The organism is Heliobacterium chlorum, assembly GCF_014502795.1.
Taxonomy (GTDB): Bacteria; Bacillota; Desulfitobacteriia; order Heliobacteriales; family Heliobacteriaceae; genus Heliobacterium; species Heliobacterium chlorum.
In genome coordinates this window covers 214,746-236,388 of record NZ_JACVHF010000001.1, presented here as the reverse complement: position 1 = coordinate 236,388, position 21,643 = coordinate 214,746, and the positions used below count along the sequence as shown (strand labels likewise).

Sequence of the window (21,643 nt, the reverse complement as noted above, 5' to 3'; positions counted from 1 at the left end):
TGCTTAGGCCAACCCTTTTTGCATCTTAAGTCCTTGAATCACGTTCCGGAAGAGCAACACTGTCGTGCAAGCGCCGACTCCGCCGGGTACAGGCGAAATGAACGACGCTACTTCTGCCACGTCGGCGGTACAGACATCGCCCACGATGGAACCGTCGGGCCCTTCATTGATTCCCGCGTCGATGACGATGGCTCCTGGAGCAACCATATCTCTCGTCACCAATCCGGCTTTACCGGCGGCTGCGATGACGATCTCGGCACGTTTCGTCTCTTCCGCAAGATCTTTCGTACGGGTATGGCAAACGGTCACCGTAGCGTTGCGGCGAAGCAGCAAGAAGATAAGCGGTTTGCCAACGGTCTCGCCCCGTCCGACGACGGCCACTCGCTTGCCGCTGATTTCCACACCGGATCGCTCCAACAGTTCAATACAGCTCAAGGGGGTCGCCGGAACAAGACCTGGTTGACCGGCCATCACGTAACCCCGGTTGAGCGGATGAACTCCATCAACATCCTTTAAGGGATGAACTGCCTCCATGACTTTCTCTTTCGAGATGTGCTTGGGAAGGGGCAGTTCCACCATGATACCATGGATCTGCTCATCACCGTTTAACCGCTCAATCAACTGGAGGACTTCTGCCTCAGCCGTATCGCCGGGAAGGGTAAATAACTCAAATTCGATGCCCACATTGGCTGCGGCTTTCTCTTTGGAACGAGCATAAACGACCGATGCCGGATCGTCTCCGACCAGCACGACGGCCAGTTTCGGCTGAAAGCCTCTGTCTCGCAACGATTGGACTTCTGTTTTTAGTTCAGCCCGAAGCTGGGCGGCAATGGACTTGCCGTCAATATACTGAGCTCCCATGTGTCTGTTGTTGCCACCCTTCAAGATTAATTGTCATTAGTTCCCTGTCTATAACTTAACCTGTTTCATCAAAAATTCCTCGATTGCCTGTTCAAAGGATTCCGGTTCCACATACATGGGCCAGTGGTTGCCGGGGACCCGGCGAACCTCTAGATTTTTCAGATACGTTATGTATGGCTTCATCTGAAACTCGGCCCGGTTAACGCCTTTTTCCGGCTGCACAAACAAAGTCGGCACGTGAATCGGTTCAGTCAAACCGGCGACTCGCATGACGTCATCGAAAATCTGATTCCGTGCCGGCACGACGAATTTGCTGCCCCAGCGACCGTCAGGCTTTTGTTCCATGCCCTCCTTGAAGACCATCGCTTGGAAAGGACTCCAGCCTTCATACTGCCGCAGGGTCCGAGCTTTAGCCTCGGCCTCGGCGTAGTCGGCAAAAGGCCCCATCCCCTTCAGGCTGTCGAGGACCCGGAAAAGGATCGGGAAGCTCAACTTCATGACGGCAGGCATCTTGATGATAAAAATAGGATCGACCAGGATCATGCTCCGGAAGCGCTGAGGATTTTGCCTTGCCCAGATCGGCGCCAGTTTTCCCGTCCAAGAGTGACCAAGAATATGGGCCGTTGACCATCCTAGATGGTCCATGAGCCGTTCCAGATCGAGAATCACCTCGGCAAAGGTGTAGCCTTGCTTCGGCTTATCGCTTTCGCCGTGACCGCGCATATCGGGGGCCACAATGTGAAAACGATCGGCTAGGCGCTCGGCAAGCTGAGTCCACATCAGGGCATGATCGCCAAGACCGTGCAGTAATAATAAAGGCTCCTGGCCTTTCCCTCTCCATTCCAGATAAGAAAGGCGAATTCCAGGCAACGATACCGATTGACGTACAGGCTGCATCGACATCAAGCCTCCGGTTCAGATTCGGACAAGGCAGTCGCAGAAGATTCGTGGCTGCTACTGTCCAGCTCAGATTCCCGCTCCACCAGCGGCAGCAGATCTTGTACAAAAACCTCTTCGAGTCGAGGCAGTTCTTCTAAGTTACGCAAGCCAAAATGCCGTAAAAATTGTTCCGTAGTCCCATAGAGAATGGGGCGGCCTAAGGCGTCTTTTCGCCCGACCTCCTGAATGAGGCCTTTACCGAGCAGCGTCGCCAGCGAGCGTTCCGATTTGACGCCGCGAATCTGCTCCACCTCCAGCCGAGTGACCGGCTGGTTGTAGGCGATAATAGCGAGCGTCTCCAACGCTGCTGTCGACAGTCCTTGCTGGGGAGCGCGCAACAAGCGCTCAATATAGGGGGCAAAATCCGGTCGAGTGGAAAGGCGAAAACCGCCGGCCACCTCTTCTAACTGCCAACCCCGGCCTTGTTCAGCATATTCCGCCGCTAAGTCGTTCAGCAGTTTCCGTACCTCTTCTGCAGACAAACCCGTCACTTCCGCCAATGTATCCAAGGGAACGGGATCGCTGGAGACAAAGAGCAAGGCTTCCAAGACCCGATCCATCTGCCCGGTAAAGAGAGATGTTTGCGTCACGAAACTGGCACCTCAATCAGATAAATCTCACCTAAGGGGGATCGCTGAATGGCCCGGATCTTTTTCATACGCACCAATTCCAGTACGGCCAGAAAGGTGACAATGACCTCTCCCGGACGCCGATGTTCGTGGAAGATCGATGAGAAGACAACAGGATCGTCCTTGGGACGGGTGGTGATATATTCAAGCAGTTCCTGCATGCGCACTTGAATCGAAATTTCTTCCCGAGGAATGTCGGCAACAGGCTCTTCCTTCTCCTGGCGGTTCAGCACCTTCCGAAGAGCTGCCAAGATATCACCGAGCATGACCCCCTCAAGAGGATTTTCCTCCTGAAAGAGGTGAGACATGGTGGAAGGGTCGACGACCCGGCCGTAGACAGCGATCTGTTCCACTTCCCGGCTACGCAGCAGTTCCGCCACCGCTTTATACTTGCGGTATTCGAGCAGTTTGTCCACCAGTTCTTGCCGTGGATCATCCCCTGCTTCTTCTCCATCATCGTCGACAGGCGCTTTCGGCGGTTTCGGCAGGAGCATTCTCGCCTTGATGGCAAGCAGTTGGGCCGCCATCAGCAGAAAGGAACTGGTCACTTCCAGATCGATCTCTTCCATCTGTCTCAAATAGGCCAGGTATTCGGCTGTTATCTGAGCGATGGGGATATCATAGATATTCACCTTGTTCTTTTCGATCAGGTGAACCAACAAATCAAAAGGACCCTCGAAGACAGGGAGATTCACCTGATAGGCCGTCACCGCTGACCCAGCCTTCGTCATATCCGATGACATGGCGGGCTAGTCCAAAACCCCTTTAACACCCATCGCCTCTCGAACGAGACCCATCGTCTCAGCGGCACGGGCACGGGCTTTGCGAGATCCTTCAGCCAAAACCTCATCGACGATACCGGGCTTGGCCAACAGTTGGTCCCGGCGCTCCCGGATCGGGCCCAGCACGGCTTCCAGCTTAGCGGCCAATCGCTGTTTGCAAGCGACACAACCGATACCAGCTTTACGGCAATCGCTGGCGATGCCTTCCACTTCCACGTCGTTATAAATCTTGTGATAGGTATGGACGACACAGACATCGGGATTGCCTAGATCAGTCTTGCGTACCCGGCCCGGATCGGTGATCATAAGCCGTACTTTTTCCTTGATCTCTTCCGGCGACGCCGTCAGAGAGATATCGTTTCCATAGGATTTGCTCATCTTGCGGTTATCGACACCGGGAAGCAGGGGAACTTCTGATAAAAGCACTTGCGGTTCCGGGAAGACTTCCTTCTGATACATGAAGTTGAACCGGCGAGCCACTTCCCGGCTGATTTCCACGTGGGGGATCTGGTCTTGGCCCACCGGCACATGGGTAGCCAGGTAGAGCAGGATATCAGCCGACATCAGCAAGGGGTAGCCGAGGAAACCGTACATATTGATCTCTTTGCCCTGCAGGCCGAACTGTTGGATTTGATCTTTATACGTCGGGCATCGCTCCAACCAGCTGACCGGGGTCATCATGGAAAAGAGCAGATGCAATTCAGCATGTTCCTTTACCTGCGACTGAACCATGATATCGCATTCTTCCGGATCTAAACCGGCTGACAGCCAGTCTAGGGCGATCTCCCGGATCCGCTGCTGTAGGGACTGCACATCCTCAAAGGAGGTCGTCAAAGCATGCCAATCGACAACACCGAAGACGCAGTCATATTCCTCTTGCAGGCGAACCCAGTTTTCTAACACACTCAGATGACCGATGTGCAGTCGCCCTGTCGGGCGCATGCCGCTAAAGATTTTCCCTTTCTTCATGGTGAAACTCCTTCCTCTTCTCCTCAAGCTTTACACGTTAAAAAATCAGCTTTCCGATGGCGCTTCCCACCGGCAGGATAATCGCATAGAGCGCATCATATATCGGCATAAGCAGAATCTGAGACAGGGATGGGAAAAAGACAATCAATAACAGGATGAGTGAACCATACTGCTCTAAGGAATAAAGCCACCCGGAGTAGCGATAGGGAAGCAATCCGTAGAGGATCTTCGAACCGTCGAGCGGCGGGATAGGCAGAATGTTGAACGCCGCTAACCCTACATTGATCATCAGCAGACTCTGCAGGATCGGCCGCAGCTCCGGCTGGTTCCAGAAACCGATGAGCAAGATGACCGACAAGATAGCCAACAAAACGTTCATCAGCGGTCCGGCGAGGGATACGAGCATCATGCCGCGCTTACGGTCCCCTTTAAAATTAGCCGAGTTTACATGGACCGGTTTGGCCCAGCCAAAAGGGCCAAAGACAAGCATAATCGTCCCTAGAATATCCAAGTGGGCCAAGGGGTTGATCGTCAACCGGCCCTCCCAGCGGGGTGTCGGATCGCCTAGCCAAACGGCCGCACGGGCATGGGCATACTCGTGGAGGGCTAAGGCGATGAGAATCGCCGGAGCCCTGGCTATCAAGTCGGTGAGACTGAAGTCGAACATCGCTACCTCCTTCATTCTTGCCAAACCGGAACTTCTTGGGCGAGCAGCTTCTGAACAAAAGCTTTCTCCGCCTCCCTATCAGGTAACCGGCCATCCAAAGAGGCTTCGCGAAGGCGCGTCAAAATTTGCGCGTATTTCGGCCCCGGTGGAATCCCCATAGCTTTCAAATCGTTGCCGTTCAACAAAGGCTTGCTCTGGCGAATCGTCTGCCAAGCTTCGGCTAAACGAAGCGTTTCTTCGACGGAGTAACCAGCTCGAAGCGCAAGCAGGGACTCCCAGGACCATCCTTGCAGGATCGATTCCAAATTACTTAAGGAACAGTTACCGCGCAGCCAGGCCTGCAGTTCTTGCGATGTAGACGACCCCGATTGGTGAATGCGCAGAAGCAATTCCCGCATGGATGCCTTCAGCGGATAATGTTCCACCACAAACCGGACGCCATCGGCAGACAAACGCCGGTTAAGAGCGAAGAAAAAGACGATCCACCGTTCTTTCGGACTCGGCAGATCCTGGGCTGCTAACGATTTTAACAAAGGGGGAATCGCTGCCATTTCCACTTCCAGCCAAGCAGTCCACTCAAGCCCTGGCAGTAGGTATTCCCAGATTCCCAACTCGGTCATCCGGCGCAGTGCTGGTGCCGGATTTTCCTCACTCAGGATTAAAATGAGTTCATCAAACATACGTTCATAGGAGACTTCGCGGATCATGTGCCGAGCGATCGCCTCCCGGGCAAAGCCCAGAGTCTGCGGTTCAATCGAGAACCGGTACCGCTGTTCAAAGCGAATCGCCCGCAGGATGCGCGTTGGGTCTTCGACGAAGCTGAGGTTGTATAAGACTCGGATTAAGCCCTGTTCTAAATCTTTACGGCCCATGAAAAAGTCGACCAGTTCGCCAAAGCGGTCGCTGTTTAAGCATAGCGCCAGCGCATTGACGGTGAAGTCCCGCCGGTAAAGATCCTGTCGAAGATCTGACGCTTCTACCTGAGGCAAGGCCGCTGGGTACTGGTAAAATTCCCGACGGGCTGTAGCCACATCGATTTTCTGATCGCCGAAACGGATGTTGGCCGTGCCAAACTTCTCGTGAACCCGGAGCCGGCCTTTTAAAAATCGGGCCAAGGTCGTGGCGAAGCGGATGCCGTCGCCTTCGATAACCAGATCGATATCGAGGTTGCTCACGCCGAGGAGCAGGTCCCGGACGAACCCGCCGACGACGTAAATCTGAATCCCTTCATCGTCTGCAAGACGTCCGATATCTTCAAAAAGATTGAAGATTACCGCTGGTAGGCGTTCACGCATCAAGCTGGTCATCTGGCGCTGTTGCGGCGCTGTCAAAGCCTCACCGGAGCGTTGAAAATTCGTCCAATAGCGAAGCGGGGCCTCCCCGTGCAGGGTACGGAGCACATCTGTACGGGAAACGATGCCGACGAGCTTTCCCTCTTCCATCACCGGCAAACGGCCGATATTGTGCTCGATGAGCAGACGCTGAATCTCCCGCATCGGTGTATCGGGCGTTACGGTGATCACATTGCGAGACATGAATCCCTTAACGGGCGCATGGCGCAGTCCGTGGATGAATGCTTTATCTAAGTCTCGCCGGCTGACGACACCAACCAGTTGATCGCCGTCCACCACAGGCAGCCCCGTATGACCGTAGCGCAGCATGACCTTCCCGGCATCTTCGATAACCGTGTTCGAAGTCACCGTCTTCACGGGGGAACTCATGATTTCTCGTGCCCCGGGCTGAGGGCGGATTGAACGATATAAGGTATCGACGATTTCCCCCATGATAACCTCGGCGTTACCGCCTTTGACCGTCGCTGCCGCGGCGGCGCCGTGACCGCCTCCCCCAAAAGGATGGAGCAGCCGGTTGACCTGGACCGCGTCGACTCGGCTGCGGGCGACGATATGGACCCGGTCATGCATGTGCACGATAGCGATCATCACATCGGGGCTTTCAATATCCCCCAGTTTGTGAACGAGGTGAGATAACCCTTCCACATAATCATTGATAGCCGCCGAAGTCACCAAAATTTTCAGTCCGTGGATCATATGGATGGTCGATCGGTCCGTGATCATCCAGAGCAAGTTCTTTTGGTCCGCCGAGAGAGGCCGATCGATAAACTCATTGATGACGGCCAAGTTGGCTCCATTTTGCAGTAAAAAGGCCACCGCCGCCGCATCCCGATCGGTGGTGGTCGAAAACATAAGGCTTCCTGTATCTTCATAAATGCCAAGGGCGAGAAGAGTCGCCTCAAAGGAAGTCAGTTTACTGTGCCGGCGCCGCAGGATTTCAACAAGGATGGTGGTGACAGCCCCTACATCTTCCCGGACCATCATGGTGCTCGGCGTATCATCAGCCCCCAGCGGATGATGATCGTAGATGTGTACGTCGACAGAAGGGTTTTGGGCCAGTTGCCCCAGAGGACCGACGCGGGAGGCCATCTTGGTATCGACTAAAATAAGCCGCTTGACCATCGCCGCAGGAATATCCTTCGCCGGTTTGAATCCCAAGGTATCTTTATGCAGGGCCATGAATTCCTGTACATTGGCGCTCAATTTGCTAGGCAGGACGGGGACTGCCCGTGGGTACAGCTTGGATGCGGCATAGGCAGCAGCCAAACCGTCAAAATCAGTATTATTATGAGTCAAAATAATCTCCACGTGAGCCCGCCTCTCACAAATTATCATAGGGAATATTATACCACAGCCGCTTTGCCTTTTACCATCTTCCATCCAGCAAGAGGGCCTCTTTTCACCTTTTTCTCGGAAAGGAGACTTTTATCATAAAAAAATGCGGTGACTTTCTCACCGCATTTTTACCATTTATAATGTTTTTTTATCTTCCTTTTTGTGATTACTCTTGTCCCGCAGCAGTTTCCACTTGTTCTGCCGTATCTTGGGAGGCTTGCCGGCTGTTGATCTCTTCCATCATCATTTCATAGTATTTTTCCGACATGTGCTCACCACCCTTCCGATCCTATGTCATCGTTTCCTCAGTATGGCTTATATTGCCATGCTTCTATTCACTGCTTCTTATCACCGTACATGCCCGCATCGGTCCAACTCAGTCAGTCCATCAGTTTCTAATCAAAATTTCTTCATGACATGCAGAAAAGCCGCCGAGAATTCTCGGCGGCTGTATAGACAAGCCTGAGAATACCCCTCCCCTTTTCCCATAACCGTAAGATAGCGCTCCACCAGCAAGCCGGGAATAACCCGCTGGTGACAGTCCTGCAATTCTTCACTGCAGACCCAGCCCAAGTGTAGCCATACTTGGACTTCGGCGGCCATCCCTTTTTCTCCAGTGCTCTGTCCATGCCGTTGGACCTTCCTGGAGGTACTCTTGATGAAACCGCGCCTCTACCTCACTCCGAAAGGAGATGAGGTATCATCTATGCAATTGACCAGGTTCAAGATAATTCTAGCATTCTAGACAGCATGGTGTCAATGATTCTTGACGGTTATAATCTGGAAAAGTCCAGTGTGGCGAAGTAGTCTTCCACCGTCTCAGCCCGGCGGATCATCTCTACGGTGCCGTCCGGTTTGAGCAGCAATTCGGCAGAACGGAGCTTACCGTTGTAGTTAAAGCCCATGGCATGACCGTGTGCGCCAGCATCATGGATGACGAGAATGTCTCCATCTTCGATGCGAGGCAGTTTCCGGTCGACAGCGAACTTGTCGTTGTTTTCGCAGAGCGAGCCGACAACATCGTAGATTTCATCATGAGGTTCATTTTCCTTGCCCACGACGGTGATATGATGGTAGGCGCCGTAAATGGCCGGACGCATCAGGTTAGCCATACAGGCGTCGACGCCGATGTAGCGCTTATAAATGTTCTTCTTATGGATCGCTTGGGTCACCAGGTACCCGTATGGGCCGGTGATCATGCGGCCGCACTCCATGGCGATGCGAACCGGTTCAAGGCCATTGGCCAGGATCTTTTCTTCATAGACCTTGCGGACGCCTTCACCCACATAATCCAAGTCGACCGGTTTTTGTTCGGGACGATGAGGAATGCCGATACCGCCGCCAAAGTTGACAAACTCGATGCGAATGTCGAGCTTTTTGTAGATATCGACGACCAGGTCGAGCATCATATTGGCCGTTTCGATGAAGGAATCGGAGTTCAGTTCATTGGAGATGACCATCGTATGCAGGCCAAAACGCTTGACCCCTTTTTCCTTCAGGATCTGATAGCCTTCGAAGAGTTGGTCCCGGGTGAGGCCATACTTGGCTTCTTCGGGCATACCGATGATCACGTTGCCGCCTTTGAGGAGCGGACCGGGGTTATAGCGGAAAGAGACGAACTCAGGCAGACCGACATGCTTTTCCAGATACTCAATATGGGTGATGTCGTCTAAGTTGATGACAGCGCCCATGTCAAAAGCCTTCTGGTACTCAAAAGCAGGTGTGTTATTGGAAGAGAACATAATCTCTTCCCCGGAGAGGCCCACTTTCTCAGCAAGCATCAGTTCGGCGATGGAACTGCAGTCAGCGCCGACTCCTTCTTCCTTGAGAATTTTCATCAGATAGGGGTTGGGAGTCGCTTTGACAGCAAAGTATTCTTTGAAACCGGGCGCCCAGGCAAAGGCGGCCAGTAGGTTGCGTACGTTTTTCCGAATCGCTTTCTCATCATAAATGTGAAAAGGCGTCGGGTATTGGGCGATCATGTCTTCCAGTTGCTCTTTGGTGAAAGGAAGTGTTTTCGCAGGCAATGGAATTCCTCCTATTCTCGTTGTCCGATCCAGCGATGCAAAATAAAAACCGCCGAGCCATTCTCGACGGTTGTATACACAAGTACACCGGCGGAATACCTCACTCTTTTCCCCTAGGTACGTAAGATAGTGCTCCACCGAGGGCGGGAAAGGTCCTCAGTGACAGTCCTGCAATTGTTCACTGCAGACCCAGCCCAAACCTGGCACAGCTTGGACTTCGGCGGTGATCCCTTTCCCAGCGGTGCTCTGTTCATGCCTTTGAACCTTCCCGTCGGTACTGATAATCAACCGCGCCTCTACCTCACCCCGAAAGAGATGAGGTATCCTATAGATTTTTAAGATGCATATAGTTTAACATGCGATAAAAATGCTGTCAATCAGCCTGTTTAGCAATTCTTTCACAGTGGAATCTCCATGCCTTCCCAGGCTGCCGTGCAGTTAGGGTAGATATCCTGAGCCATCGCTTCGATCTGCTTCAGTTCATCATCGGAGCGATGGATGGCATGGTGAAATAGGATCAGACGCTTCGCACCCGCCGCTTGGACAAGCTTGATTCCTTCCTGCCAAGTCGAGTGTCCCCATCCGATCTTCGACGTTCCCTTTCGTCCGGTATACTCATCATCGGTATAATTAGAGTCATAAATGACCAGATCGGCACCAGCCACCAAGCGGGTCAATTCTGGATCAACTTGTGGGAAATGTTCTGTATCAGTGACATAACAGGTAGATCGTCCGCCATGGTCCACGCGAAAGGCGAGACATTCATCGGGATGGTTCGTCCGTGCCGTCGTTATCGTGATCTCGTCACCGAGGTCGAGCACATCTCCAGGGGCGATCTCTTGAAAATCGATCTGGGCACCCATTTCATGCAAAGGAATCGGAAAATGGGGAGGCATCATCTGCCGCTTCATCAAATCGGCGAAGGTTCGGTTAAGCTTACTCTGCCCATATAAAATGAAGCGATTTGCCGGAACAAAAGCTGGCGCAAAAAAGGGAAAACCCTGAATATGATCCCAATGTGTATGACTAATTAAGATGTCACCCCGTAGAGGACTGCCATTGGCGATAAGTTTCTGGCCTAGATTATAAATCCCCGAGCCGGCATCGATAATGAGCAGGCGAGATCCAATCTGAATCTCGATACAGGGAGTGTTGCCGCCAAAGTGCAGCGTTTGGGAACCCGGTACTGGAAGAGAACCGCGTACCCCCCAAAAGGTTACTGTATAAGGTGCTTTGTTCACTGCGAAATCCCTCCCGACAGGCTTCTCTATCTTATTGGCTTTTTCAAGGCCAATTCCTGCCCGTCGGTACTATCATTCTATTTTTTTTGTAATTCTCTAGTGATTGTCGTAAAAAAAGCCTATCCTAAACATGTCACAGGAGTTAATGCGGTCATGGGATGATCACGTATTAAAGTTGAATAAAGCAGAATATAATTAAAGATAGGCCTTTGCCCATTGAGGTTTTACGCTGTTTTAAAACGAAAGTCAAGGTAGTATCAATGAATATTAATCTTTTCCGCAGGCATCGTTGAAGACGACGAGTTGTGGCTATCTATGTTACGTGACCAAAACACTACAGCCCGTATTTACGATGAACACTTATCGATTGAAATATGTAATAATATCAGAGATAAGTATGTGAGCGCCTTTACCGAACTGGTCCTACGAATATCACTTCGAATCGGAGGTGAAGAAAAGCTATGACGACAGCACCATTTCCCCCGAGCCATGTAACGATCGATCGCTTTGAGAAGAATTGGGCTGTGATTGAGACAGAAGACGGCTCCACCTTCTCCCTACCCCGCTCCCTATTGCCTGCGGAAGCTCGTGAGGGTGATCTTTTGTTGCTACATATCGAAGTAGATAACGAAGCTACGGCCCGTCGAAGAGAAGCGATGGCTCGTACAATGGAGGATTTTTTCAATGCCTAGTCGCCGTTCATTCCCCTCTATACTCGTCTTAATGCTGGCTCTCCTTACCTTCCTTTCCTTTGCCCTTGCCGGCTGCTCTAGCAGCAAACCGACAGCGACGCCTGCGAACGTAAAAGACCTGACCGTCCACTATATCGACGTTGGGCAAGCCGACAGCATACTCATCCAGACCCCTGCAGGGCAGGCGGTTCTCGTCGACGGCGGCAACCGTGACGATGGACCCTCGGTGGTGAAGTATCTAAAGTCGCAAGGAATAAGTCGTCTGGATGCCATCATCGCTACTCACCCCCACGAAGATCATATCGGCGGCCTCCCAGATGTGCTGAAACAGATACCCGTCAATACGGTCTATTTGCCTAAAGCTACTCATACATCCAAAACGTATGAGGACCTGCTGAACGCGATCAAAGCAAGCGGTGCCCAGCGCGTACAGGCCAAAGGTGGGGTCAACCTGAACCTAAACGGTGTCGAAGCCAAAATGCTGGCCCCCAACAGCGACAGCTATGAAGAGTTAAATGACTACTCGGCGGTGCTAAAGCTGACCTATGGGAACACATCCTTTTTGTTGATGGGCGATGCCGAAGCGTTGTCGGAATCAGAAATCCTGAAAAAAGGCTATGATGTACGAGCCGATGTGCTGAAGCTCGGTCACCACGGCAGTTCCAGTTCCACCTCAGACGCCTTTTTAAAAGCCGTCTCTCCCAAATACGCCATCATATCCTGCGGCAAAGATAACAGCTACGGTCACCCCCATCGAGAGACGATGGCAAAATTGACAAAAGCGAAGATCGGCGTCTACCGGACCGATCAACAAGGCACTGTTGTCGCAAGAAGCGACGGTAAGACGATCAATATGACAACAAGTCAATAAAGATCATTTCGCATCGGATTGCCTATTCTATAATTTCCAATTAAAAGAGCCAATTTGATAATTTAATATCATTCGAAATCCCTCAGTTTTTTCCCTATTGGAAAGACGGAGGGATTTTTTATTTACAATTCTTACTCTTATTTCAAGTATTTTAATATAGATTTGTCCGTTTATATGTATTAATATAGTCAGCATCGCCTTCGACATGCACTTTTCTTCACTATTGCAATAAATTTTTACTCGGAAAGGTGGATTGGGTATGCGTATTAAAACTACAACATGGATGCTTACAGGTGTTTTATCATTCGGTCTCCTCACCGCTCCCCTGTCCATGATTCCGAATTCTGTGAATATTGTTGGGGAAGCGGACGCAGCAACGAATTCGACAGTGACTACCAAGGTGCTCGGCAAAGGAACATCTTGGGAAACGACCATGTATATCATTAAAGGGGACAAGCCTGGCCCGACAGTGTGGGTCTCTGGCGGCGTCCACGGGAATGAACCTGCCGGCTATAAAGCAGCTGGACAGGTGAAAAACTGGAAGATCGACAAAGGTACCCTCATTGTTCTCCCCGAAGCCAATAAGGTAGGTATTAAAAAATTCCGCCGTGACTCTGGTTTTGGTGACTTAAACCGGGCCTTCCCACAGTCGAAAAAAGAAGGTGCCGATAATGCACTGGCAAGGGCCATTTGGAGCGAGTACTTGAACTACAAGCCTGACTACCTGCTGGACTTGCATGAAGGATTTGATTACCATGTGCAAAACAAAGATTCTGTCGGCCAGTCGATCATCTACTATCCGGCTGGCAACATGGATGATTACGCGTCCAAACTCGTCTCCAAACTGAACAAGACTACGGCCTATTCGAAACGTTTCTCGAAACTTAAATATCCTGTTGGCGGTAGTTTAGCCCGCGCCGCTGGTATTTTTGGTTCTAAATCGGCAATTTTTGAAACTGGTGACGATGATCCGATCAATACCCGCGTGAAAAATCATCTGACTGCTGTTGAAATGTTTCTGAACCACGCTGGTGTGAAGGTTACGGCGAAGTAAATTCATTCTTTGCATAAGTTTCATAATCCGATTATTCCAGGACTGTAGCGCTGTACCCGTTAGAAAAGGAGTTGCCATAAATGCAACTCCTTTTCTTTGTGTTTACGGTTGGCATAAAGGTTATATTGCCCGTTTATATCCACCGATGGTGCTGCATTAAGGGCATCGTGGTCTATTATGTAAACTATTTTCCAGCCGCTTTGAGGATCATGGCCGCATGTTGAGCTTGGTAGGCGTCCGTGGCAGTACCATGGGGGCAGCTGTTTTTCAGATACAAATCGAAGTGCCCATCTACTCCATTCGCCGGGGTCGTATCATAGCTGTGGGGCATCCCCGAGAGCGATGCGGCTATGTTCATACCGTCTTTCCAGACCACGACGGCCCGTGGGTTCCACGTCCAGGTGGTGAAAAGTTCTTTCATCGTTTGGGTGTCTGTTGTAGTCAGAGGTTCCACGTCAGAGTGATTGTATCCGCCTAACATCTTCACTTGAACGGTTTTACCGCTATCAACATCAGTGAGTTGAAATTGATCATTCCGGTTTAATACATACTGTCCGTCGAGAAACCAATCGGCTATGACCCCGTACTTTGAGGGAGCTACGTGCATTCCAGGGAATACATCATAGTTGCGGGGAGCAAAACCGTTGATGGCGATTTTTTGACCGGCATCGAACCACTCATCGGTTTTCATATAATTGTACCGGTAAAGATCACTGAGCGGCACGCCGAACTTCTGCGATAAGGACCAGCCAGAATCTCCGGCTTGGACCACATAGGTGATGGTCGGCCACTGGGAAACGGCTGTCGGCCGGATGGCTCCCGGTGTAGGTATAGGTTCTGATGAGGATGCCGTCGTAGGTGTGGGCGTAGGTTCAGAGGTTGGGGTTGGGGTTGGTGTGGTCGTTGGTTCAGTCGTCGGAGCCGGTTGGGTCGTTTGGGTCGGTGTAGTAGTATCGGTTGTTGTCGTAGTTGTCGGCGTTGTTGTCGTTGTAGACGTCGGTGTCGACGTAGTAGATGTTGGCGTAGTGGTTGTGGTCGTCGGTGTCGTCGTCGTTGTTGTCGTACCGGATACCTTTGGCAACGCGCCGTCGGTAATCTTCAATTGTTGTCCCACATACAACATATCGCTCGTCAGCTTATTGAGTTGCTTAATTTGGTCCACCGTTACGCCAAAGTTTTTCGAAATCAGCCAAAGAGTATCACCCGCTTTGACAGTGTAGACTTTTGCTTCCACCATATAGAGTTTTTGACCAACATAAATCATATCGCTCGTAAGTCCGTTCAGGCTCTTAATTCGATCTACAGAAACACCTTGTTTTACGGAAATGATCCATAAAGTATCGCCGGACTGGACGACATAGGACACGTCGGTTGCATAGGCCGCAGTAGTACTGAAAAGGGCGGTAGAAACGGTGAGGGCACCGATGAGAGTTTTGACGTAAGGCTTCATAGGTTGCTCCTTTCGGCTGCTACTAAATTAAAATTACAGGGGTACATCTTGTGCATTTAATAACTTTACGCATCCTCATTATAGGGGGTAATGACTTTCCGATTGTATAGATTCTTTAAGGAAAGAAAGTGACAATTAGCAATCAATATAATGGAAAAGACTCTTGGACTGTTCGTAAGGAACGACCCAGAGTCTCTTCTGTTTCTTTCTCCATTTTTATTTGAATCAATGAGTAGATCACATGGTTAAAGACTTATGCCTTCCTGGGGGGAACCTGTAAAAGCATTGGTAGAGATCTTTTTTTCATTCGCCCATCTCTCGCAGCGCTTCAGCATTGATGATTCGGACCGTCTCCAGATGAAAGTCAATTAACCCCTCCTCGCGCATGCGAGCCATTTCCCTGGACATGGATGGCCGGGAGACATTCAGAAAGTCAGCGAGTTCGTTCCTCTTCATAGGGAGACGGAACGTGGTTGTACCTGCTTTTTGATGCTGTTCCAAGAAAAAGGTGCTCAGCTTCCCCCGCATGCTCTTAATCGTCAAGTACTCCACTTTTTTATTCAGCATCATGGCTTTGTCAGAAATGATCCTGAGCATATTTTCGATGATCGTCCGGTGCCAGGTACAACTCTGTTCACATTGACTGGTCAGCTTTCGCCGGGCTATGAACAGAGCCTGGCTGTCTTCCTGAGCGATGACAGTGGCAGGCCAGACCGAGTTCTTAGAAAAGACGACGATTTCTCCAAAAAGATCGCCTGGACGAAGCAGTGCCATCATGGATCGGTGGCCTGCGGCCGTTTCCTTGATAACCAAGGCCTCCCCCTTGAGCAGGACACCAATACTCTCAAAAGGTTCTCCCGCCAAAGCGATGGTATCGTTCTTTTGATAGCGGTAGCTCTTGGGCTCAAGGCAATTCAGCATTTCGTTGATTACCACCGGTCCAATTCCTTGAAAGAGCGCACATTGGGATAAAAGACGGGACTTTTCGGTAAGATCCGTCAGCCCATCCCGTTTGATTTGCTTCATTAGCTCAATCTGTTCCATTTGTGTTTTGCTCCCTTGGCTTTCACTTGTCCTGTATATCTTCCTTGCCGACCAGGGTCACCGTTTACATTTACACGTAATCATTTTCTAGATCAAGACTTCTCGGTAGCCATGGCTACCGATTTTTTCACCCAATTTTATTATAGTGTAGATGTAAAAGCAAACAATCCTAAGGAGGATAAACAATATGAAACGAAAAATCGTCACGATCAACGAGGAAAAATGTAACGGTTGCGGGCTTTGCATCACCGCCTGCCACGAAGGAGCCCTTCAACTCATTAACGGAAAAGCAAAACTGGTCTCTGATGCCTTCTGCGACGGTCTCGGCGACTGTCTTCCCGAGTGTCCTACCAACGCTATCACTTTAGAGGAGCGGGAGGCCGATCCTTTCGATGAGGTTGCTGTGAAACAGCGCATGGAAGAAGCGAAAAAGGGCCACACAGCGGCTCCGATTCCCTGTGGCTGCCCTGGGACACAGGCTCGAGTTTTTGAAAGATTGCCAATGAAAGAAGCCAAGGCCCCTCACGGATCCGCAGTGCCACCTAACATCGGCCACGGTGCAAAGGAAGGAAATGCCACCGGCGCGGAATCGCAACTGCGCCAATGGCCCTGTCAATTAAAACTGGTATCGCCGCGAGCTCCCTTTTTCGACAATTGCCAACTGTTGATCGCCGCCGATTGCACCGCATTCGCCTATGCCGGGATTCATCAAGATTTCATGCAAAACAAAATCACCCTGATCGGCTGCCCAAAACTGGATGCCGTTGAATATGCCGAAAAGCTGACCGAAATCTTAAACGCCCACGACATCCAAAGCTTGACTGTGCTCCGGATGGAAGTGCCTTGTTGCGGCGGAATTGTGAACTCCGTGAAGAAGGCTCTCGCCGCAAGCGGTAAAGTCATCCCCTGGCAAGTCGTTACGATCGGTACAGACGGACGCATCGTCAATAGAACCTAATTCAGACCGTTCAAACTAACTCCGGGAAAAGCAACTAAACAACAAGTATAAAAAAGGCACAGTAAAAGCAAACGAATGACTTTTACTGTGCCTTGCTTTTTTATCATTTTTTTCACCGAATATCACTTCATGATTCCCTTCGGTATTCAAGATACGTCCCTTTTCATCCTTGACGAGACGATTTTAAAACCGTAAAATGGATATGACTCGTCAATAATGGAAATCTAAACTATTCCATCTCAAAGTCGAGAACAAGTGTTTTTCACTTGTTCTTTTATTTATCATCCGAAGAAACTAGCCGCTTATAAACTTCATGAAGGAGGTATTCCGGTGAGCCTTAAATCTAAACTCACTATCAGTCTAGCCTTGTTTTCCCTATTGCCGCTTTTGCTTCTCGGTTATATTTTTTACGACTCAGCCAGTACTTCCTTGGAAGCGCAAATTCGACAAAACCAATCCCTTTGGGCGAACAGCCTGCTGCGAGATCTGAACAAATCCATCGAAGAGCGCCGGAATCTACTAACGCAGCTGTCAAATCTACCAAAGATTAAAAGCATGGACCCGGAGCAGCAAAAATCTCTCCTCGAATCCTTTGCCAACGTCTTTCCGGACATGGATTCTCTTGTCATCATAGATACTTCGGGAATGCAAATCGTTCGTTCCAACAACGACGGGAAGGTCAACGTTTTTGAACGAGATTATGTACAAGGGATAATCAAGGAAAGAAAATCTTCTGTCATCGGTATTCCCGTCGTCAGTAAAGTCACACAAAAGCCCATCTTGGCTATATCCGTACCAATCACCGAAGGGGATAAGCTGGTCGGTGTCCTTGCCGGTTATGTTCGTATCGACGACGTCATCCATTCCTTTATTGAACGGATGAAAGAATTAGATCCCTTTGCCGACAATAAGATCATCGTCGTAGACAGCCAGCAGAAATTACTCTATCATCCAGAAAAGAAAAACATCGGAGCTTCCAGCAACTATGCGTTGCCTCCTGCAAACGCTTCTGGAGAGGCAGACTATAAAGAAGACGGTACCCAATATGTAGCGACCCTCCTGACTTCTGACTTTACACACTTGACCGTATTAATGCGCGACGATGAGCGAGCCCTATTTGCCCCTATCCGGCATTTGCTGTACATACTCCTCGGCCTGTCGCTAGGAATCGCGGCTCTTTCCCTTATTATTTCGACCTTTTTCGCTCGGCGCGTAACCTCTCCCCTGGAGTCTATGGGTGCACATGCCCGGAATTTGGCCTCAGGAGACTTGACCGTCGCTCTCAACGCCGCCGATTACCATGAACCTGAAATGCGCCAACTGGCCGATGCCTTTCAAGAAATGTCTTTAGGGCTTCGACAATTGATCGGAGAAATCCGGAAGTCTTCACAGTCGTTACATACAGAATCGCTCAATTTAAACGGTTCCTGCCAGCAGACGGCAAAAGCGGCTGACCACTTGGCCCGCTGCAACGAAGACGTGGCGAGTACCCTGCTTCTGCAAACTCGCCAATTATCGGAGACAGTGGAGCAAGTGGAAATGCTGTCGAAACTGTCCCAAGACATCGTAGCGGACGGAAGAGCCGCTTCAAAAGAGGGCCTTCATTTGACCCAATTGTCAGAGGCCATCTCCAACTCCATTCAAGAAGCACAGGCCTTGTCTGAATCAACGGCGAAAACGATGCTTCATGGTTCGAAAACAACGAAGGAACTTCACGAAAAGAGTCGAGGGATTGAAGAAATCCTGAACGTGATCACGGAAATCACGGACCAAACGAATCTTTTGGCCTTTAACGCTGCCATTGAAGCGGCTCGAGCCGGTGAATATGGACTCGGTTTTGGAGTCGTCGCCGAAGAAATTCGAAAACTGGCCGAAGAATCTCGCCAAGCGGCCTCCCGAATTCAAAAGATCATCGCCGCAATCGGCGCCGATATCAACGCCACCGTTCACGCCATCGACGAAGGCTATCGATTGGCCGACGCCGAGTATCATAAATCACAAGAAAATACGGAAAGACTGCGTCAAATGGTGGTTTTGTTAAAAGGCCAGATGGAACGCTTTGACAGCGTAATTCAACGGGCCGATAGTCAGATGGATATGGCGCTCACCACTTCAGCATCCTTGCAGCAGCTATATAAAGAGTCTACCGAAGCCGCTTCTTCCACCCAAGCTGTTACCGCTATCGCTCAGGAGGTAGCCGCCTCCTCGGAAGAAGTCGCTGCATCGGCGAATAAACTGACGCAGATATCTCATTCATCTCAAGCGGTGGTAGAGCGATTTCAGCTTGTATAAACAGCCCGATAACAACAGGTAATAAAATGAAAAAGGCTATAGGTATTCAAATAAGAATATCTATAGCCTTTTCTTTTCCATTCAATCCCCGATTCCAAGCACCTGCAGAAGCTAGGAAAGAGAATAAATTATTGATATCTGTCAGATTACAGCTCAGTGTAACTAAATAGTCGCACTTTTGGTTTTTCCAATAAATACCATCTAGAGGTCGTTGTTGAGCTTATAGGTTTTAATGTAAATTAATGTATTGTGACGACAAGGAGCAAGGGCTATAATAATTTTATCGGTTAAAAATTCCCTGTACAAAGCTTTAGTTATTTATACATAACTCCTAGCTTAATTATGTGAAAAACTTGAGAGAAGGTCATATGTATGAAAAACTACTCAATCAAAAAGAAAATCCTGTTAGCTACCATTATCTCGATCTTTATCAGTACTTCTGCAGTTGGAGCATTAATCATTAAATCCTATAATGATGAAGCAACAGCTTATAGTCGAGAACAAATTACGATTTCCAGAAAGAATTTTGAACATCTTGTGAGCAGCGACGTGTCCATGATGTCAGCGACGATGAATGCCTTAATGGATAATCCACAGATTGCCCAAATCTTTATCCAACGTGACCGAAACGCACTTTATAAGACTACATCACCGCTCTACAATCAACTTAAAGAACGGTATCGTATCACCCATTGGTATTTTCATAATGCGGAACCGGATAAAACTGCCTTTTTACGGGTTCATCAACCAGATAATTTTGGCGACGTGATCAATCGAGTTACATATCGTAAAGCGATCGAGAAACAGGGCTTCAGTTCCGGATTAGAACTGGGAAAAACTGCTTTTGCCTTGAGAGTGGTTGCTCCTTACCGATATCAGGGACAGTTAATTGGCTACATGGAATTGGGAGAAGAAGTGGACCATTTTCTTGGTATTCTGAAGAACCAAACTGGATACGACTATGGCATGATTATTAAAAAAGAATACTTGGATGAACAAGAATGGGCTAAAAATAGAAAAAGCCATGGGCTGGATAACAATTGGAATAATTCATCGTCGTCAGTTTTAGTTGATAAGACGAGGGACAGTGAAGATATATTTGCTTATGCGGAGGCTATCGATAATCTGCCTGATGACGGACTGGTGCTCGAGCAAATTAACCGTGAAGGTTCGGTCTTCGCAAAAGCAATTTTCCCCGTTTTCGATGCGGGGAATCAAAAAGTTGGCGGTGTAGTGGTCTTACGAGATATCACTTCCGCATACCAAGCTATGCAAAAGAAATTGGCTCTTCAAATCACAATCGTTCTTCTGATTAATATCGCCGTTACTCTTGTCTTAACGAGGTTAACATATCAACCGATTGTCCGTTTATCTCGATTAGCGAAAGAAATAGCAGCCGGGAATTTAGATGTTCTCCAAAATGAAACCCAGAATAAGGACGACGAAATTGGAGATTTACAATCCGCAATCAACACGAATATTAACGACATTAAGGCCATCATAAGACAAATTCGCAAACAGTCTGATGACGTCGTAATAATATCTCAACATTTAGCAAAAGCATTTACGGAAATCAGTGATGCATCAGAAGAAGTCTCTCATAGCGTTCAAGATTTAGCTGATGGCGCCTCAAAACAAGCTCAAGATATTTTTGAGGCAAGAAACCTTGCATCAGAAATGATCGAAATAAGTCAAGTCGTAGATTCTGAACGAGAAAGACTAGTAAATATCGTACGGGAAACTAGCTCTTTAACCGATAATGGCAATATTTTGATTCAAAATGCCGTAAACAGAATGAATCAAATTTCAGAGACGAATCAACATAACGTTGAACAGATTAAGGCACTTGAGAAAAGCTCCCGAGAAATTAGTACTATCGTAGATATGATCACATCGATTGCAGGCCAAACAAACATGCTTGCCTTGAACGCCGCGATTGAGGCAGCCCGAGCTGGAGAAATGGGCCGTGGATTCGGTGTTGTAGCGAGCGAGGTAAGTAAACTAGCAGATGAGTCCAATCAAGCAGCCCAGCAAATCGCCGACCGCATTAAGACGGTTCAATCGGCCGTGAACCATATTGCCGATAATATTAATGAAGGTACACGACAAATTGTCGATGGAGTAGAGATAGCAAATGCTGCCGGTAACGGTTACAAGAAGATATCTCAATCGATCACTTCCTTTTTGGGTGAAATCGGTAAGTTAAATGAGTCCACCGACAAACTAATAATAAAAGCACAATCTGTCATGCAAGTTATTGATCATGTCGCAACCGTTACGGAAGAGTCATCACAAGCTGTATTAAACATATCCTCTTCTACAGAAGAACAAGCAGCCACCATGCACGATATCAGTTCTACCTCACAACGAATGGCACAACTGTCCACCGATTTAACAGATATAATTAAAAAGTTTATCATCTAGACATAGACCAAAAATCTCATCGTAGAGCCACAACAAAACCGGACCGAACAGGGCTC

Annotated in this window: 19 protein-coding genes and 2 riboswitches; of the genes, 7 read left to right on the top strand and 12 right to left on the bottom strand. The window is 49.3% G+C overall.

What is annotated here, in order from left to right:
- Positions 1–3: 3 nt before the first annotated feature.
- The 9 genes from H1S01_RS01080 to H1S01_RS01030 form a co-directional block, all read right to left on the bottom strand.
- Positions 4–861: a bifunctional 5,10-methylenetetrahydrofolate dehydrogenase/5,10-methenyltetrahydrofolate cyclohydrolase gene (locus H1S01_RS01080; protein WP_188038277.1), complete on the bottom strand. Its 858-nt coding sequence runs from the start codon at positions 859–861 to the stop codon at positions 4–6.
- 48 nt (positions 862–909) lie between these two features.
- Positions 910–1,758, bottom strand: coding sequence for an alpha/beta fold hydrolase (locus tag H1S01_RS01075; protein WP_188038276.1), 849 nt, complete (start codon positions 1,756–1,758; stop codon positions 910–912).
- Between the two features lie 5 nt (positions 1,759–1,763).
- Positions 1,764–2,390: an SMC-Scp complex subunit ScpB gene (scpB, locus tag H1S01_RS01070; protein ID WP_341479003.1), complete on the bottom strand. Its 627-nt coding sequence runs from the start codon at positions 2,388–2,390 to the stop codon at positions 1,764–1,766.
- The gene (locus H1S01_RS01065) at positions 2,387–3,172 is read right to left on the bottom strand and encodes a segregation and condensation protein A (protein WP_243236871.1); all 786 of its coding nucleotides are present in this window, start codon (positions 3,170–3,172) and stop codon (positions 2,387–2,389) included. The genes scpB and H1S01_RS01065 overlap by 4 nt, the downstream gene beginning before the upstream one ends.
- Before the next feature lie 6 nt (positions 3,173–3,178).
- Positions 3,179–4,180 (bottom strand): tryptophan--tRNA ligase, encoded by a 1,002-nt coding sequence (gene trpS / locus H1S01_RS01060; protein WP_188038275.1) that lies wholly within the window; start codon positions 4,178–4,180, stop codon positions 3,179–3,181.
- A 37-nt stretch (positions 4,181–4,217) separates the two neighbouring features.
- Positions 4,218–4,847, bottom strand: a complete 630-nt coding sequence (locus tag H1S01_RS01055; protein WP_188038274.1) for a site-2 protease family protein — start codon at positions 4,845–4,847, stop codon at positions 4,218–4,220.
- 11 nt (positions 4,848–4,858) lie between these two features.
- A complete protein-coding gene (locus H1S01_RS01050) occupies positions 4,859–7,507 on the bottom strand; it encodes a CBS domain-containing protein (protein ID WP_188038273.1) in 2,649 nt (882 codons plus the stop codon).
- A gap of 518 nt (positions 7,508–8,025) precedes the next feature.
- A riboswitch (Lysine riboswitch) is annotated at positions 8,026–8,217 on the bottom strand.
- Positions 8,218–8,307: 90 nt separating this feature from the next.
- Complete coding sequence (locus tag H1S01_RS01040; protein ID WP_188038271.1) at positions 8,308–9,561, bottom strand: diaminopimelate decarboxylase family protein; 1,254 nt, start codon at positions 9,559–9,561, stop codon at positions 8,308–8,310.
- Positions 9,562–9,680: 119 nt separating this feature from the next.
- A riboswitch (Lysine riboswitch) is annotated at positions 9,681–9,868 on the bottom strand.
- A gap of 91 nt (positions 9,869–9,959) precedes the next feature.
- Positions 9,960–10,802, bottom strand: a complete 843-nt coding sequence (locus H1S01_RS01030; protein WP_188038269.1) for an MBL fold metallo-hydrolase — start codon at positions 10,800–10,802, stop codon at positions 9,960–9,962.
- A 264-nt stretch (positions 10,803–11,066) separates the two neighbouring features.
- Between H1S01_RS01030 and H1S01_RS01025 the strand changes: the two genes are divergently transcribed.
- The 4 genes from H1S01_RS01025 to H1S01_RS01010 all read left to right on the top strand — a co-directional run bounded on the left by H1S01_RS01025 (position 11,067) and on the right by H1S01_RS01010 (position 13,419).
- On the top strand, positions 11,067–11,267 hold the full coding sequence (locus H1S01_RS01025; RefSeq protein ID WP_341479018.1) for a nucleotidyltransferase substrate binding protein: 201 nt from the start codon (positions 11,067–11,069) through the stop codon (positions 11,265–11,267).
- Positions 11,264–11,494: a DUF3006 domain-containing protein gene (locus H1S01_RS01020; RefSeq protein WP_188038267.1), complete on the top strand. Its 231-nt coding sequence runs from the start codon at positions 11,264–11,266 to the stop codon at positions 11,492–11,494. Before H1S01_RS01025 ends, H1S01_RS01020 begins: the two co-directional genes overlap by 4 nt.
- The gene (locus H1S01_RS01015) at positions 11,487–12,365 is read left to right on the top strand and encodes a ComEC/Rec2 family competence protein (RefSeq protein ID WP_188038266.1); all 879 of its coding nucleotides are present in this window, start codon (positions 11,487–11,489) and stop codon (positions 12,363–12,365) included. Before H1S01_RS01020 ends, H1S01_RS01015 begins: the two co-directional genes overlap by 8 nt.
- Positions 12,366–12,624: 259 nt before the next feature.
- Entirely contained in the window at positions 12,625–13,419 is a 795-nt protein-coding gene (locus tag H1S01_RS01010; protein WP_188038265.1) for a M99 family carboxypeptidase catalytic domain-containing protein, read from the top strand.
- A 184-nt stretch (positions 13,420–13,603) separates the two neighbouring features.
- Here H1S01_RS01010 and H1S01_RS01005 read toward each other — a convergent pair whose 3' ends face one another.
- The 3 genes from H1S01_RS01005 to H1S01_RS22735 form a co-directional block, all read right to left on the bottom strand.
- On the bottom strand, positions 13,604–14,869 hold the full coding sequence (locus tag H1S01_RS01005; protein WP_188038264.1) for a LysM peptidoglycan-binding domain-containing protein: 1,266 nt from the start codon (positions 14,867–14,869) through the stop codon (positions 13,604–13,606).
- Between the two features lie 303 nt (positions 14,870–15,172).
- Positions 15,173–15,913 carry a Crp/Fnr family transcriptional regulator gene (locus tag H1S01_RS01000; protein ID WP_243236870.1) on the bottom strand — a complete coding sequence of 247 codons (741 nt, stop codon included), beginning with the start codon at positions 15,911–15,913 and terminating at the stop codon, positions 15,173–15,175.
- An 87-nt stretch (positions 15,914–16,000) separates the two neighbouring features.
- Positions 16,001–16,159, bottom strand: a complete 159-nt coding sequence (locus H1S01_RS22735) for a DUF7248 family protein (protein WP_480035565.1) — start codon at positions 16,157–16,159, stop codon at positions 16,001–16,003.
- Between H1S01_RS22735 and H1S01_RS00995 the strand changes: the two genes are divergently transcribed.
- The 3 genes from H1S01_RS00995 (at position 16,101) to H1S01_RS00985 (ending at position 21,587) form a co-directional block, all read left to right on the top strand.
- Positions 16,101–16,871: an ATP-binding protein gene (locus tag H1S01_RS00995; RefSeq protein ID WP_188038263.1), complete on the top strand. Its 771-nt coding sequence runs from the start codon at positions 16,101–16,103 to the stop codon at positions 16,869–16,871. The two genes, H1S01_RS22735 and H1S01_RS00995, sit on opposite strands and share 59 nt — an antisense overlap.
- A gap of 330 nt (positions 16,872–17,201) precedes the next feature.
- A complete protein-coding gene (locus H1S01_RS00990) occupies positions 17,202–19,163 on the top strand; it encodes a methyl-accepting chemotaxis protein (protein WP_188038262.1) in 1,962 nt (653 codons plus the stop codon).
- Positions 19,164–19,535: 372 nt separating this feature from the next.
- Complete coding sequence (locus H1S01_RS00985) at positions 19,536–21,587, top strand: methyl-accepting chemotaxis protein (protein WP_188038261.1); 2,052 nt, start codon at positions 19,536–19,538, stop codon at positions 21,585–21,587.
- Positions 21,588–21,643 lie beyond the last annotated feature (56 nt).

Excerpts from the sequence above, each read along its gene's own strand:
- H1S01_RS01080 (WP_188038277.1), bottom strand. The coding sequence starts at position 861 with ATGGGAGCTCAGTATATTGACGGCAAGTCCATTGCCGCCCAGCTTCGG.
- H1S01_RS01075 (WP_188038276.1), bottom strand. The coding sequence starts at position 1,758 with ATGCAGCCTGTACGTCAATCGGTATCGTTGCCTGGAATTCGCCTTTCT.
- H1S01_RS01065 (WP_243236871.1), bottom strand. The coding sequence starts at position 3,172 with ATGTCATCGGATATGACGAAGGCTGGGTCAGCGGTGACGGCCTATCAG.
- trpS (WP_188038275.1), bottom strand. The coding sequence starts at position 4,180 with ATGAAGAAAGGGAAAATCTTTAGCGGCATGCGCCCGACAGGGCGACTG.
- H1S01_RS01055 (WP_188038274.1), bottom strand. The coding sequence starts at position 4,847 with ATGTTCGACTTCAGTCTCACCGACTTGATAGCCAGGGCTCCGGCGATT.
- H1S01_RS01020 (WP_188038267.1), top strand. The coding sequence starts at position 11,264 with ATGACGACAGCACCATTTCCCCCGAGCCATGTAACGATCGATCGCTTT.
- H1S01_RS01015 (WP_188038266.1), top strand. The coding sequence starts at position 11,487 with ATGCCTAGTCGCCGTTCATTCCCCTCTATACTCGTCTTAATGCTGGCT.
- H1S01_RS01010 (WP_188038265.1), top strand. The coding sequence starts at position 12,625 with ATGCGTATTAAAACTACAACATGGATGCTTACAGGTGTTTTATCATTC.
- H1S01_RS01005 (WP_188038264.1), bottom strand. The coding sequence starts at position 14,869 with ATGAAGCCTTACGTCAAAACTCTCATCGGTGCCCTCACCGTTTCTACC.
- H1S01_RS01000 (WP_243236870.1), bottom strand. The coding sequence starts at position 15,913 with ATGGAACAGATTGAGCTAATGAAGCAAATCAAACGGGATGGGCTGACG.
- H1S01_RS00995 (WP_188038263.1), top strand. The coding sequence starts at position 16,101 with ATGAAACGAAAAATCGTCACGATCAACGAGGAAAAATGTAACGGTTGC.
- H1S01_RS22735 (WP_480035565.1), bottom strand. The coding sequence starts at position 16,159 with ATGCAAAGCCCGCAACCGTTACATTTTTCCTCGTTGATCGTGACGATT.
- H1S01_RS00985 (WP_188038261.1), top strand. The coding sequence starts at position 19,536 with ATGAAAAACTACTCAATCAAAAAGAAAATCCTGTTAGCTACCATTATC.